Annotated in this window: 7 protein-coding genes; all 7 read right to left on the bottom strand. The window is 47.4% G+C overall.

The window, feature by feature from the left end; all coding sequences use genetic code 11:
• Window positions 1-17 precede the first annotated feature (17 nt).
• The 7 genes from ETP43_RS06205 to ETP43_RS06170 all read right to left on the bottom strand — a co-directional run bounded on the left by ETP43_RS06205 (window position 18) and on the right by ETP43_RS06170 (window position 15479).
• A complete protein-coding gene (locus ETP43_RS06205) occupies window positions 18-464 on the bottom strand; it encodes a hypothetical protein (RefSeq protein WP_022171200.1) in 447 nt (148 codons plus the stop codon).
• 13 nt (window positions 465-477) lie between these two features.
• Window positions 478-972 carry a hypothetical protein gene (locus tag ETP43_RS06200; RefSeq protein WP_129257410.1) on the bottom strand — a complete coding sequence of 165 codons (495 nt, stop codon included), beginning with the start codon at window positions 970-972 and terminating at the stop codon, window positions 478-480.
• A gap of 19 nt (window positions 973-991) precedes the next feature.
• A complete protein-coding gene (locus ETP43_RS06195) occupies window positions 992-9253 on the bottom strand; it encodes an InlB B-repeat-containing protein (protein WP_129257409.1) in 8262 nt (2753 codons plus the stop codon).
• 146 nt (window positions 9254-9399) lie between these two features.
• Window positions 9400-10626, bottom strand: coding sequence for a LuxR C-terminal-related transcriptional regulator (locus ETP43_RS06190; protein ID WP_243114200.1), 1227 nt, complete (start codon window positions 10624-10626; stop codon window positions 9400-9402).
• A gap of 233 nt (window positions 10627-10859) precedes the next feature.
• Window positions 10860-11549, bottom strand: a complete 690-nt coding sequence (locus tag ETP43_RS06180) for a zinc metallopeptidase (RefSeq protein WP_129257408.1) — start codon at window positions 11547-11549, stop codon at window positions 10860-10862.
• A 132-nt stretch (window positions 11550-11681) separates the two neighbouring features.
• Window positions 11682-12458: a GTP pyrophosphokinase gene (locus ETP43_RS06175; RefSeq protein ID WP_117525800.1), complete on the bottom strand. Its 777-nt coding sequence runs from the start codon at window positions 12456-12458 to the stop codon at window positions 11682-11684.
• Window positions 12459-12890: 432 nt separating this feature from the next.
• Window positions 12891-15479: a glycoside hydrolase family 3 protein gene (locus ETP43_RS06170; protein ID WP_129257407.1), complete on the bottom strand. Its 2589-nt coding sequence runs from the start codon at window positions 15477-15479 to the stop codon at window positions 12891-12893.
• Between the last annotated feature and the right edge of the window lie 244 nt (window positions 15480-15723).

The following is a 15723-nucleotide window of genomic DNA, read 5'->3' as shown; positions in this document are numbered from 1 at the left end:
CTGTCCATCCTCCTGCTCTAATCTGTCGCATCCACATAGGATATCTGAAAAGTAACCGTATCCGCATAGGAGCCTGACGGTGCCTTTTTCCAGGATTCTCTGTCGATCGTGATACCAAGCACCGTCTCTTCCCCTGCCGTGGTATAACGGGCTTTTGTAAATGCTGTCGTGTCCGCCAGAATCTCATAGGGGATCTCCCCTTCTTTTCCACTCTGATTTTTCAGTTTTTTGTCCGAGATCAGCTCCACCTGGATGCATTTTCCTTCTTCGATCTGTGCTTCTTCGACACGGATTTTCCCGTAGTTTACCGATTCTTCGTTAAATGGAATCGTGGTGTTTGCCGGAACCAGCACCATATAGGACGGATCCACATGATACGTTACGGTCGTGGTTCCTGCTGATACGCTCTGTGCGATCCCTAAAACAAGCAGCAAGCCCCCTGCAACTGCTCTTTTTTTCTTCATGTTTCTCCCCCCCTTACTGTACTTTCAATACGGTTTCCACATTGGCACCGTTCATCGCCCGTCCGTCATCGAGTGCCGCGGTACTGATCTTCAGTATCGCAGGATATTCCCCGGCGGACAGTTCTTTGGACAGTGTGATCTGTGTGATCGCTTTTCCCGGTTCTACCATTTTGGACTGATAGATTGTCTCATCGGTATCTTTCAGTACCAGTGTAAAGGTAAAATAACACGGATTTCCTTCCGGATTCATCAGATTTACCGTTACATCTTTCGTATCTGCCGGAATGGTGATCGACGGATATCCCGGGATCCGGATGCCCTCCGGCGGATCACTCTCCTTTGCCTCCTGCGTGGAAGCGTCAGGGTCCAGATCCGGCACAAAGGCCGAATCCGGAGATTCCTGTGTTTCCTGTTTGTTGTTTCTCATCAGATACAGACCGGCTCCGATCAGCAGAATGCATGCGCACACGGCGATTCCGATTCCTATCTTTCTTCTGTTATTTTTCAATCTTCTTCCCCCTTACGCATTATTCCAGATCCACTTCTACTTTCAGATTGCTCATGTAGTATTCATCTGCGTTTTTTCCATGTGCATCAAATACCAACATGAAATAATTTAAATCCACTCCATTTTTACGGGTAATTTCAAATGTATGCGATACCGTTTCTCCATCACATTTTCCAATATCATTTGCCCGCGTTTCTGTGTTGTCATAATATGTGCCATCCTGTAACTGATAACTTAATCTCAGATCTGCCCATCCATCTTCTTCCTCATCAATCTTATAGCTGACTTTTATCTTCATCTTCTGATACAGGCGTGCTGCATCCATGGAGATATCCGGCAGATACAAATTATACCAGGATGGATAAAGTCCATAATCATCGGTTGTTACAACCTTTCTGTCCCCCTGGATAAAGAAAGTAAAAATAGTCAGTTCATGTTCATCCGTGATAAAGTATTTGTGTTCCGTCTGTCCCGTAAAAACAGCTGAAGTTATCGGTTTGTATACCGCATATAAAGTAAAATCCTTTTCATCCTCAAATACAGCCGTTTTAACATTCGGTGCATAGCTGATCACATTTGTCGAACCCGCGGACCGGCTCCAGCCTTCGAAGGTCCATCCGAGTCTGTTTACGGTCGGGAGCGTATATGTTTCTTTATATTTGCATGTTACTTTCTCCCGTTTATTACCGGTCTGATAGTCAAACGTAATCGTATATTCGCACGGTTCCCAGATCGGGTACAGGTTGACCGTTCCATTATTGGTCGCACAAAGTCTGCTGACTTTGTCTCCCGGCTGATATACTTTTTGCTCACTTTTCTTTCCACCGGTTCTCCATCCGACAAACTTATAACCTCCGCACACATATCCGTTTTTCGGTATCGTGGTTTCCTGTGTGTAACGCAGCGGGATATTTTTCATCTCTCCCCTTGTTACTTCACCTTCTACATTGAAAACGATCGTATAGGAATTTTCTTTCCAGTTTGCCGTATAGGTTCTGTCTTTCAACGGGCGGGCGGTAATCGTAACCTGTGTATCTTTTTCTTTGATATCGGTTCCTGACCATCCTTCAAACGTATAGCCTTCCCGTTTTGGCTGTACCAGATCCATCGGTTTGCTGTTGATGGTGAATGTTGTCGGATTGGTCTTTCCGGTCGGAAGGCTTCCTCCTGCCAGATTATAGCTGATGGTATATGCTATTTCTTTCCATACTGCCTTAAAGACCAGTTTTCCGTTTTTCACATTTTCATCGGATACGGTATCCGGTACGTTTTTATCCCAGCTTACGAACGTATATCCTTCTCTGGTCGGTTCCTCCTGAGCCGGAATCGCATCCCCATAAGAAAGTGTATATTCCTTGAGTACCGTTCCCTCACTCACAAACTGCACCAGATAGTTGTTCTTCCTCCACTGTGCCTGATAGGTTACATCCTCATTCGGGATCTTCTCCGGAAGTTCCGGTGTCCAGCCTGTGAAGGTGTATCCTTTTCGAACCGGCTGTTTCACATTGAGTGTGGCACCGACACGACCTTCCACAGTCTGTGTCTTCTCTCCGTTTTCCGGTTCAAAGGTCAGTTTGTGTACTTTTCGTTTGTAATAGTAGGTTACCACTGTCTGCTTTTCCGCAGAAATGGTTACGGTCTGCGGTTCCGGTAATTCATATTCATCGCCATAGGTTGTATTGACCGGCGGCGTTACCGTTTCATCCGTCTTGCCCTTCGGGTTCTGTGTTGCCACCCACTGGTAACCGTCTCCTTCTGCTTTCTGCAGATAATGTTTTACTGTGTAGGTTCTTGTATTTGCTTCCCATTTTGCATACAGCGTCATATCTTCATTCGGCATATTTCCGGTATACGCATTCTGTAATGTGCTGTCTGTACACCAGCCCATGAAAGTATAACCTTTCCGCATGGATGGTGCCGGAATCGCTGCGCCCTGTTTCATCTGCAGCTGTTTTGGTTCCGTTCCGTCATTATTTTCCAGCTGTAAGGTATGTACTTCACGTTCATACAGATACTCGAGCACCAGTACCTTTCCGCCTTCGATCTGTCCGGTCTGTGGCTGTGGAGATACGTATCCTTCGAACTTCCGTACTTCCGGTGTAATCACATCTTCCGTCCTGCCTAACAGAGATTCCATGGATGCAACCGTATAGCCGTCATCATTTGCGTTCTGCAGGCTGTATTTTACCCAGTAATACGTTGCTCTCGGTTCCCATTTTGCGTAAATCGTACTGTTTTGGGCCGGAACTGTTCCGTCAAATACTTTCGTAAGACCTGCATCCTGATACCAGCCGTCGAAGGAATAGCCTGCCCGTTCCGGCATCTCTTCCACCCGGATTCCGTAAAGATATGTCTTTTCGGTCGCCGGATCTCCGTTATTTGTCACCATGGTTACCTGATAGGAATTACGCTGGTAGCGGTAGGTGATGGTATCCGGATCATCGGAAACGGTCAGCGTACAGCTCTGTTTTTCCGGTGCGGTAAATCCAGCATACGCCTTTACTTCCGGTTCCACCGAATCTCCGGCTGTTCCGGTAAAGGTTTCTGTCTCTGCCGTCTCCCAGGTATCCGATCCGTCTGCGCTCTGTAACTGATGGATCACCTGATAGGTCTTCTTTCCAGGCTCCCACTTCGCATACAGCGTCATTGCGTGCATCGGCATGGTTTTTCCTTCAAAGGAAACCGTCAGGGCTGCGTCTTCATACCAGCCGGCAAATGCATGTCCGGAGTATTTCGGAACCTCCGAAATGGCTGCTCCATACATGACATCTGCTGTCCCATCGGCTTCCCCGTTGTTTTTCACATAAGTAACCGGGTAGCTGTTTCTGTGATAGTAGTACTGCTTGCAAGCCCCACCATCACCGGTCACCCATAAGTTCTGCGCCTGAGGAGACTGGAATCCCGGATAAGATTTCACTTCCGGTGTCACCTCGGTATCCGTCAGGGCTGTCTTTGTCTCTTCTTCCACCAGGATATACGAACTCGGATCGAATGGATTCTGCTGGTAATGTTCCACGCGGTACTCACTCGGAACCGGTGTCCATTTTCCATAGATTTTAAAGCCATCGTTCCAATCATCCGGTTCCTCTGTGTTCACATCCACTGCCGGCATGATACCGTCAAAAGGATTCTGATGGTTACCGTCTGTATACCAGCCTTCGAAAGTATATCCTGCCCGATCGTTCTGTCTTTCTACTACCGCTTCTATCTCGCCGATCGGCGTGCCATATGGTACATACTGAACCCGGGCAAATTCTTTTCCGTCTGGATTTCCAGTCACTTCCAGAAGAAGCAGGCCGGTATTTCTTGTGTAATAATAATTTACCACAAGGCTTCCGTCACCAAGAACTTCCACCGTCTGTTTTTCCGGTGCGCTGAATCCGGTATACGATTTCACTTCCGGCGTTACGCTGTCGCCTGCATGTGCAGCAAAGGATTCTTCCTCTGTCAGTTCATAGTTTTTCGCATCAAATTCCCGTCCATAAGGAATCTCTTCATATCCGGTAATGCTCCAGAGTTTTTCCTGGTAGTGTCTTACCGTATAATTGACCGTCTGCTGTTCCCATTTTGCATAAACCGTAAGATCGTGATCCGGCATCGTCTCGCCAAAGGACTGCTGATACTCTTCATCCAGATACCAGCCCTCAAAGGTATAGCCTTCTCTCACCGGTACCGGAACGCCGATTCTCTCTCCCGGTCTTGCTGTCAGAGTCGTTTCGTCTAACGTTCCACCTTTCGCATCATACGTCAGTGTATAAGTGTTCAGATCATAATAAACCTTCAGCACCAGACTTCCGTCTGCTTTTACTTCCCCGCTGGCAAGCTCGCCTTTCCGGTGGTAGACCACGGAACTGTAATCACCTTCCGGCGCGGTGACCGTCTCACCGGTGGTTCCGGTCATGGTTTTGATCTCACTTAAGGTATATCCGCCTTCTTCCGGTTCTTCCACGTAGTACCTCACTGCGTACGGGATACCGTCGGAAGCTTTCCATGTTGCGGTATAGGTCATATCTCCTGCCGGCACACTCTCCGGTACTTCCGGGGACCAGCCCTGGAATTCATATCCCGGCCGGTACACTGCCGGAGCCGTCAGGAAGGTTCCATAGCGATAGTCATCACTTGCGACCGTCTCTCCGTTTTCTTCCATCAGGAAGGTAAGATGATACTCTGCTCGTGGATAATAATATTTGACCACGGTTGTTCCGTCTGCCCGTACCGTCTCGGTCTTTTCCTTCGGTGTTTCGTATCCTTCGTGTTCTGCAGGTTTCGGTGTCACTTCCGTGTCGGTCAGTCCGCTGTAACTGATCGGATCCTGTGCCTCATAGACACCGTTGGTTCCTTCCAGATATTCAACCACCTGATAGCCCACATCTTCTGCTTCCCATTTTGCATAAACCATTCGCTCTTTGTTCGGCATCTTTGCAGGGATCGTATATGGTGTTGTCAGTTCTTCATCTTCGTACCATCCCGCAAACCGGTAACCGGTTCTCACCGGATCTTCCGGTTTTTCGATATCGGAATTGTATTTGCCCATGATGGTATCCACATAGGAGCCGCCTTGGCTGTCAAAGGCAATATAGTAGCCATCCCGCAGGTTATCCCAGTGTAACCGAATCTTTATGGTCAGTGGCTGTGTATTGAAGGTTCCTTCCTGATTTTTCCAGGTAATGATCATCTCGCCGTCCTGTTCCGGTTCTGTTCCCGGATCCACGGAGATCACATTGGTGTCCCGGTCATAGGAGAATGCCGGATTGGTCATGACGATGTTAAAGTATTTTGTGCTGTCATCGTAGATTTTCTCCCGGTAATTTCCGTCATCATCCAGACCTTCTTTCATGTCCATGTACTGCATCCGGAAATATTCATCCGACAGCTGTACCGCTTTCACATCCCGCTTCATCTTGATGTCTTTGACATCCGCCTGTGTATAGGCAAAGTCCAGAACATTTTCCAGATGTCCCACCGTGTACAGCGGCCATTCATTTTCATACAAGGTCGGATTGTAGGTAAAGGAGTTCGCCAGAGCCTGTGCCAGGAATTTGATCTCCAGATAGATGCCAAGCTCCAGATACATCGCTCCCATGGCTCTTGTCGTTCTGCCGTTCGATGCGGTGTACTTCAGTTCGTAGTAGAGATAGCCCCACAGCTGTGCATAGCCGCCTACCTCTGCCGTGATACCGACACTTGCCAGTCTTGTGGAAAGGAGTCCCACCGCTACCGTCAGCCGCACACCGGCTTTCAGTCCCAGCATACCCATCGCATAGGCAGTCAGTTCATACTGTTCTTCACATAAGTCAATCGTATCGCTGGTTGCGGTCCGATCCATTACCTTCAGAGAGAATACGTATCGTTTTGCATTTTTATACCAGTAAGACATTCCAATAGAAATGTTCATATTGGCATAAACCACAAATTCCAGTTTCACTTCTATATCAATAATCGCCAGTACCCGGAAATGATTATCTACCAGCAGGCGATTATAGATTTCCACCCAGTCGCCTTCATCTGCCAGAAGTTCCGAGTACCGCTGTGCCAGGCTCTTGGAAACAGAGATTTCTTCTCCCTCTTCCTCATCGCCCAGGCTTCCGGAGAATTTCGTCTTGTCCGTGATATACTCTTCTCCGTTTTCCATCATGCTCTTCAGCTCTCCGGCGATCTTATTGACACCTTTTCGCAGTTTTGATCCTTTGTTGGAACCTCCGGAACTGCCCTCGCCCTCCACGGTCTTAAAATTCACATCCAGAGCAATGCCGGTATACTCATACAGATCCAGCGACGCTGTCACCTTATAATCTGCGATATACGGGAAAATCTTCCATACTTTCCAGACCGCTTTTCCGTCTACATTAATATCCACCCGGACTTCCTGCTCGAAGGTGGAAGTTACAGTGATCTGGATATTTGCATTGGCATTCAGCTGGATATTTACCAGCACCGGAATCTCCAGTGCCAGATGCACGCCGCTGACATCTCCGTCAAAATGTTTCAGTGTTGTACCGAGATTGGCTCTGACCGTTCCCAGGCTGACTGTCACGATCGGTTTGCTGCTGCCGGTTCCTCCCGGTTTTTTCGCATAGGTTTTCGGAATCAGGCGGTCGCTTTCCAGCTGACTCTGTGGTGCGACATCCCCGATCAAAGCACTTTCTCCGTCTGTTTCGTCACTCTGATTTTCCTCTGTATATTCCACGGAAACATCTGCGCCAAGTTCTTCCTCCAGAGAGGCTTCCAGTTCTTCAAAGGAATCTGTAGCGATCGCCGCAGCACCGATCCGGTCCGCCACATCCTGTGCGAATCCGCTCTCCATCGCCTGAACCTGAATCTGTTCTTCCAGGTTCTCCCGGTCTGTTTCTTCTAACAGATCGTCTCCTTCCACCTGGTCCTTCTGATACACATCCATAGCCGCCTGCATCTCTTCGAAAGAAACCGTCTGATATGCCAGGATATAATCCGTACCACTCTGCTCTACTTTTGTGATCTCTCCGTACTCCGGCGTTCCGCTGTTCAGATCGGTATACAGTGCCAGGTAATCACCCGGATCCACGGTGGTACTTTCATCCAGATTCAGTGCCTGACTCATCTCGTCATCTCCGAAGGTCAGTTCACTGACTGCCACGGTAACCGAATGGTTGTCAGGATCTCCATCCCGATCTTTGCTTTTTTCCATTGGAAATACATCCGGCGTAAATAAAACATCTTCCGCCTTTGCTCCCCGGTATTCGTACTGATTGCCGTTGCATCCGGTGATCTCAAAGTAAGAGACATCACTGTTGTCACCTGCTGCCAGATCCATGGATGGGATCACATCGCCGGAATAGACACCGACGATATCCCCCGTCTGTAACAAATCCTTTGTATAGGTAAAGGAACCGGTCGTATCGCTTCCCTCTCCCTGAATCTCACCGTCTATGCCTACCGTCATAACTGCCACGGAAACGGAATCCGCCGCTTGTCCGTTGACGGTCAGGTTACTCAGTTCCCGTGTATGGATATACCGGATCTCCCGGTTCAGTTCCACATTTTTTGTCTCTTCCCGGTAAACCGTAAAATCATATTCCCGGATCGTTTTGTCAAATCCGGTAAAATACAGCTGATCATTTTTCAGCGTCAGTTTGTAGGAAGCGCCCGGCTGCCAACCTTTCGGATTGCTGACGGTACAGGTATTGTCCTCTCCCCGGGTAACTGCCAGCGTGATCTCTTCCGATGGATCGCTGACATTTTTAATCTTACATGCCGCAAGAATCTCTGTATCATCCAGTGCATCCCCGGTATTGGTGATGCCGATGGCAAAATCCGTTGCCACATCATAGGCACGGGCATATGTATCCATGGTGACGGACTCCATCGGCTGCGTATCGGTATACGCTGCATATACGGTAAGATCACCGAGAAGTCTGTCTTCACTGTCCACATAATCCGTACATTCCCGGTCGTAACACCAGCCGACAAAGGTACTGGATTTTCGGACTGCCAGCGGCAGATCATTCAGCGTGGTTCCCGCCGGAAGTTTCTGCTGGGTGATCTCCATGCTTTCCCCCGGCTTATCTGGATTATCCCTGTAAACCATGCCTCCGTCCGTTACATACTGGATCGTATATTCTGTTTCCCTGAATGAAATATCAAAGTTCAGCTGATCACTGTAATCACCGGTATAGTTGGCTTTTTGGGTCAGTTCCGCAGCAAACGTTCTGTTAGTCTGCTTCGTATCCGCACTTAAGTTGGCGATGACCGCATCATTTTCCACGATCTTGTTGGTATCCTTATCGCGAAGCTCATAGCTCACCTCATGTTTGTCAGACTTCAGCTTCCAGTTATTTTCCGAATGTACCGCCACACTGAGCTGATCGTTCTCATAAAAACCTCCGGACTTCGCCTTCAGGGTAAAAGAATCCTGTCCCACAGATACTTCACTGGGAATATCCACCTGATAATACCGCTCGATCCATCTGGCATACAGAACTACATTACCCTCATAATCTCCCGTATCCAGGCTGGTAACTGCTTTCCCGGTCAATTCCGGGTTGTCGTACCATCCACCGAATTCATACCCCGGTTTTCTGATGTCTTCCGCTCCCGGCAGCTTAGCAGCCGGATATTCCGAAGGAGCCTGATAGTTCTCCTGAAAAGTTCCCCCGTTTTTCTTATAGTCAATTCCCCTCTCCTGACTCTCCTCCGATGAGACCGCCGGCTCCTGTCCGGCAGAAGGATCAGCGAATGTCGACACCGGAACGGATGTCGTAAGAACTGCCACACTGAGCAGCAGACTGATCAGACGTTTTTTCATATGTACACTTCCTCTCCTTTTACTTTTTCCTATTTTCTTTATTCTAGCAAAATCAGAAGTGCCATAACATGCCCGTTGAACCGAAAAAAAGTGCCTGTTTTTTCCATATAGTTCCCAAAACAGACACTTCTTTTCCTGATTTTCTTTTATTGATTTACAAATTCTTTTATTTTCTCTCTTTTATCGATATGTAGTTTTTCAAGTATTCCAGATACATAATGTTTTACCGTGTTGACCGAAAGTTCCAGATGCTCCCCGATCTCCTGGTTCGTCCAGTCCCGGCAGGCAAGCATCGCGATGGAAAATTCCAGCGGTGTTAAAAGATCCGTCACTGCTTTCTGCATCTGCGGATTGTGGATCTTCATCCAGCCGCGGCTGAAAGCGATCACGCCATCTACCAGTTTCTTATAGACTTCCGGCTCACTTTTTCTTACACACGCTTCGAGAACCCCCTGTAACAGTCCGTGGTATTCGATAAACGGCTCCATAAATTTATCTTTTCTCGCCATCTCCCAGCCTTCGGATACCGATTGCCTTGCGCCCTCCTGATCTTTCTGGTTGATCTGGCACATGGCAGACACACAATGCCAGTAAATCATCGGGATCGGATAGATCTTTTCCGTCATTGCCATCGCCGTCTGCCCCATGCCCTGTGCTCTGGCATACTCTCCTTTCAGATAAGCGGCATGCCCCAGCATACTGATTGCAAACAACCGCTGCCCGACCGGAAGGTACGAAAGATAACGATCCAGTGACGGCGTTCCCTCTTCCGGTGGAATATGAATCAGAACACTGGTCACATAAACAGCAAACAGGCAGGACGCAATCATGTCGGGATCTTCTTCTTTTTTCAGATGTTCTTTCAGAATCTGTGACACATCTTCCCTTGCCATCTGCGCTTCCTTTGCATTTCCAAGGGTAAAATTCGCAAAAGTAGAAAGCATATCGGCAGAAAGCCGCAGCATCGGATCCTCACTGGTCTGGTATTTTTCCACACATTGAATACAGGATTCTGCCTGTGCCCTGAAAAAGCAGAGTTCCCCGCGGGCAATCTCCCGCAGATCCGGATCTTCAAACTGTTCTACGGTCTCTTCTGCCTTTCCCGGTGAGAATGCACTTCCCATCAGCGGCAGTACCGTGCGTTTCTCCCTTTTCCCGGAAACTCCAAGTCTGGTTCCATCCGGCAGGACAAAACCCTGGTCAAATTCCACACCCAGTACTTTCGCTGCCTCCTGCCATTCCTGCGCGGTCAGGGTATCCCGTTGTAACTTTTTATAAAAATTCTGCCTGGACTGCCCCAATGCAGCCGCCAGCTTTGCCACACTCATGCCCTGTTCTTTGCATATCTGTTTTACGAGTTCTTCTGTTGTCATTCGAATTTCGCCTCCTGTGGCTGTCTCTTTTGTCAATCGTTTGGTTACCATTTGCTTTTATATTATGCATATGTTTTTTCAAAAATCAAGTCATATATACTACAATTACAGATTGCTCCTGAAAACAGATACGCCCGCTCAGACTTTTCAGGTTTCTGTTGCTACCTGCCTGTCTGAACGGGCGTATTCCTTTTCCTATTCCTATTTCAGTCTTTATTCTTTTCCTGTTTTTATCAGTCGTCGTTCCGTCTTGAGATCAGGATCAGTCGAACCAGCTGCAGAATCGCCGATGCAAGCGCTGCCACATAGGTGAGTGCTGCAGCTGTCAGAACTTTCTTCGCGCCCTGTAATTCCTGATCGCCGAAGAGCTGTTTTGCTTCGAGGATCCGGATCGCGCGATGGGAGGCATCGAATTCCACCGGAAGCGTGATCAGCTGAAAGACTACCACAAATACAAATAACAGAATACCGACTTCCAGTAACCCTGACCATCCAAGGATCAGTCCCAGCACGATAATCGGCCAGGAAAGCCGGGAGCCGATGTTGGCTAATGGTACGGAGAAGGAACGGAGTTTCAACGGCGCATATCCTTCCTGATGCTGGATCGCATGCCCGCACTCATGAGCTGCCACACCAATCGCCGCTACGGATGTCGATCCGTATACCGAATCGGACAGTCGAAGGACTTTTTCATTCGGAGAATAATGATCGGTCAGATCGCCGCGGATCCGCTCGATCCTTACATCGTAGATTCCGGCATCGTGAAGGATCATCTGCGCGATGTCCTGCGATGGGATATTTCTGCTGTTCCATACTCTGCTGTATGTCCGGAATGTATTCTTTACATTCCAGGAAGCAATCATACTGATCAGCGCACCGATCAGCACCAATATATAGGTTGCATCATAAAAATAATATGGCATAGTATTCCCTCTTTCTTTTCACGGAGGTTCCGTTTTTTGTTCTCTTAGTGGATTATGATTATAGCATAATCTTTCCCGTCAGACAGCATTTTCACACTGTTTTCATAAAATTCACGTTTTTTTCAGATTTTCTTACAGAAGCGGCAGGAAAAATCCTTTCGGTTCTTCCTCCTCTTCCTTATTTTCCGCGATCAGATTGCGGATGCTCTGCATTCTTTTATCCAGTGCCGCACTCTGTTCCGCACAGTCGTACAGTTCGTCCTGCAGATACTTCATCTGCTCTGCCGGAATGTTCTTTTTATAACGCATCTTGTGTTCCAAACTTGCCCAGAAATCCATCGCGATCGTACGGAACTGCACTTCCACTGTTACCGGTTTTTTCTCATTTTGCAGAAAGATTGGTACCTGCACGATCAGGTGCAGGCTGCGGTAGCCGCTTGGCTTCGGGTTCTGGATATAGTCTTTACGCTCTAATAAGGTAATATCGTCCTGTCGCAAAAAGCTGTCTGCGACTTCATAGATATCTGCCGGGAAGGAGCAGATCACCCGCACACCGGCGATATCCGTGATATTCTTCTCGATGGATTCAAGTGTCATCGGGATATCTTTTCTGCGGATCTTCTTTAACAGACTGTCATAAGATTTGATCCTGCTTTTGATCCCTTCGATCGGATTTTTATCATATTCCAGGGAATATTCCTCATTTAATACTTTAAATTTCGTCTCAATCTCCATGATCGCACACTGATAATATGACATCAAAAGGTCAAATGGTTTCCGGTTTCTCTGCATCATGTCCAAAAATTCATCCGACAGCAGACTTTGTTTGACAAATTTATCGCGCTTTTCTTCGATCAGCGTCCGGCTCTGTTTTTTTATTTCATTTAACACTTCTCTGTTTCTCATCATTTCTTTGATTCCTCCATATAGTAATATCCGGGAATTCTGCTCCCTGGACGTTCTTTCGATCATAAACAGAACAAATTTTGTTCTGGCTCTCTTCCGCTCATTATATCATGATTCGCACCTTCGGTGCTTGACGCTGCTTTGCAGCTATCATGACCGACATTCGCCGCTCCCGATGAATAAGCTGCGCTTATTCCCGCTCGCTAACGCTCATTATATCATGATTTACTTACAGGTGCTACGGGCAAAACACTGTATTCTGTCCGTTTTATGTAATGTGTGGCTATCATATGTAAAAGCAAAAATCCGCCAGAATCTGCTCCTCTCTTTTTTCAAAGATTGCCTGCACATCCTGGCGGATTTCGTTACGTTATCTTTCTGTCATATGTTTCCTAAACAGTTGTAACTTTATTCCATATTCACTTTACATATTTTTTATTTTACCGTCATCCACTCGCCCAGTCCGTCGAACTGTTTTTCATAGCTTACGGCATCCTCATACTGGTTGGACTGCAGAATAATATTTACAGTGTTGTAGATACATCTCTTCAGTTCACGGATATCCAAGGTACCTTCTTTCAGCTCTTTGCGGATATTTTCATGATCTTCTTCCATTCCAGGCATAACCATATCGTTTCCGGCTCTCATGCAGCCTGCCGCGGTACACTCGCCCTGGATCTGTACATTGGTGGTTGTCCAGTCTGTCATGATTGCTCCGGCAAATCCCCATTCATCTCTTGCTGCTTTTGTACAGGTGTCATAGCAGTTTGCAGCGTGTACACCGTTGATCAGGTTGTAGGAAGTCATGATGGACATCGGCTGTGCATCCTTAACTGCGATCTCAAATCCTTTCAGATAGATTTCACGCAGTGTGCGTTCAGACAGGACAGAATCAGAACCCATACGGTTGTCTTCCTGGTTGTTGCATGCATAATGTTTGATCGTAGTTCCGCATCCAGGTACTTTCTGTACACCCAGCGTCATGGATGCAGCCATCATACCTGCCAGAAGCGGATCCTCGGAATAGTACTCGAAGTTTCTTCCACACAGCGGATTTCTATGGATATTCATACCAGGTGCCAGCCACAGGGTCACACCGAACAGTTCCATCTCATGACCGATCATTTCACCAAGTTCCTGAACCATCTCCAGATTCCAGGTCTGTGCCAGCAGAGTTCCTACCGGAATCGCAGTACAGTACTGATAATAAGAAGCTCCTCTCTTTACCTGCTCTTCTGCAAAGAATCCGCCTTCCAGTGCAGCCAGGAAATCCGTCGGTACGATCCGACCGTCATCAACCTGATATTCTTTTTTCAGACGCAGTCCTGCAGGACCGTCAGCCAGTGCGATACTTGCCACATTCCACGGTTCTTTTGCTGCTACCAGCGGTGTCTCGGCTGCGGAACCCGGTACGGAGATACCTGCGGAACCAAGTGCATTGCTCTGGTCTTTTCCCGGATCTCCGGTAGCCATCTGTACCAGCTGATCCTCTGACATTTGCTCTACGATCTCTCCGGCTTTTCCCGGCAGTACATCCGGAATCTGCTGATAAGCCACTTTTTCGGTCGGAATATCTGCGGCTTTCACTGCAACCGGTGCGATTCCTTTTGCTTTCAGTTCCTCATGCCATGCCAGTTCTCTTGCCTGTACTTTTCTGGCAAATGGCATGATCTCGTTTAATTCTTCTTTTAACGGGCAGATATTTTCACACTGTACCATCACTGCTTCCTGATCCAGTTCCAGAGCACCGCTGAGTACGGAAGTATTTAACTCATTTCCCACCCATATACCGTATTTGCCCGGTTCCAGGATCCATGCTGCCTGATCTTCACTGTAGGAAGCCAGCTGATACAGCGGGAAAGTGATCCTCATCTGCTGTTCTTCTCCCGGCGCCAGCAGTTTCGTCTTGCCAAATCCTGCCAGACGGCGGAACTCTTTCACCAGTTTTCCCTGTGGGCAGGAAGCGTAGATCTGTACAACCTCTTTTCCTGCATAAGTATCACCGGTATTTTTCACGGTAACTTCCACGGTAACTTTTGGATCCATGGTTCCCAGGGCACTGACACTGACGGCTCCTGCTGCGATTGCAAAATCAGTATAGGATAAACCATAACCAAATCCATAACGAACCGGAACCTGGAAGGTATCAAAGTAACGGTATCCCACAAAGATTCCTTCTTCATAATACTCTTTCATCAGATTGCCGCTCTTGTAACTGAATACTTCAGCACCCGGATAATCGTTGTAGGTTTTTGCCCAGGTATCGCTCATCTTTCCGGATGGTGTTACTTCTCCGGTAAATACATCGGCAAATGCATTGCCGCCTTCCTGTCCTGCCTGTACATACTGTACGATCGCACGGATATTTGCAAATTCATCGGCAAATGCAAGATCCATCAGACCACCGGTATTGATCACCAGCACGACATCTTTATAGCTCTCACATACTTGTGCCAGCCGTGTTTTTTCTTCTGTAGAGATAAAGTAATCTCCTTCTTTGTCAAAACGGTCTTTGTTTTCTCCCGCAATACGGGCAATGACAAATACTGCGGTGTCTGCGCCGTCAGTTTTTGCTGTCTCTACATCGATGCCATTTCCACACGGCATAAAAAACGGAGTTGCGGAGTATGCATCAAAGAATGCGTTCGGGCTGTCAATCGTCTCTGTTTTTTTCAGAATCTCTGCTTTCCAGTCTTCTCTCGCCTGGTCGTAGATCTTCACATAAGAATCCAGCCAGCTTTCTGTAGTTACTTCGTATCCGGCATTTTTCATCCCCTGTGCGATGGTCACATAATCACGCTCATTGACATCCCCGGAACCGGTACCTCCCTTGATGGTTTTGACTGCTCCCGCACCGTACAGCGCGATCTTTCCACCTTTTTTCGCCGGAAGAAAATGTTTCTCATTCTTCAAAAGAACAAATCCTTCGGCTGCCGCTTTCCGTGCAAGGGCGCGGTTGTCGATCTCACGCTGTGTTACTTCGTTGGATGTTGTTCCACTAAATGTTCTTACTTTTGCTTTCATCTGTTATTACCTCCCAATTCCTGTTACGTTTCAATCGCATTTTCGAATCGCAGTCTTCGTTTCACCCAAATTTTTCCTGTTTTTGATGTTTTGCGGCTCATCTCTGCCGTAAAACGGGATTCTGATTGTATTATCTCTCATCTTCTCTCTTCATACTAGTACTTTTTTATCTTATTATAGGTTGATATTGATATTTTTTTCTTTTTTTGGTATGATTTTTTCAGAGTTTTATTTCTAATTTGAT

The organism is Blautia faecicola (genome assembly GCF_004123145.1).
Lineage (GTDB): Bacteria > Bacillota > Clostridia > Lachnospirales > Lachnospiraceae > Oliverpabstia > Oliverpabstia faecicola.
This window is presented reverse-complemented; position numbering and strand designations above follow the sequence as displayed.

Excerpts from the sequence above, each read along its gene's own strand:
- ETP43_RS06180 (WP_129257408.1), bottom strand. The coding sequence starts at position 11,549 with ATGCCATATTATTTTTATGATGCAACCTATATATTGGTGCTGATCGGT.
- ETP43_RS06190 (WP_243114200.1), bottom strand. The coding sequence starts at position 10,626 with ATGACAACAGAAGAACTCGTAAAACAGATATGCAAAGAACAGGGCATG.
- ETP43_RS06205 (WP_022171200.1), bottom strand. The coding sequence starts at position 464 with ATGAAGAAAAAAAGAGCAGTTGCAGGGGGCTTGCTGCTTGTTTTAGGG.
- ETP43_RS06170 (WP_129257407.1), bottom strand. The coding sequence starts at position 15,479 with ATGAAAGCAAAAGTAAGAACATTTAGTGGAACAACATCCAACGAAGTA.
- ETP43_RS06195 (WP_129257409.1), bottom strand. The coding sequence starts at position 9,253 with ATGAAAAAACGTCTGATCAGTCTGCTGCTCAGTGTGGCAGTTCTTACG.
- ETP43_RS06175 (WP_117525800.1), bottom strand. The coding sequence starts at position 12,458 with ATGATGAGAAACAGAGAAGTGTTAAATGAAATAAAAAAACAGAGCCGG.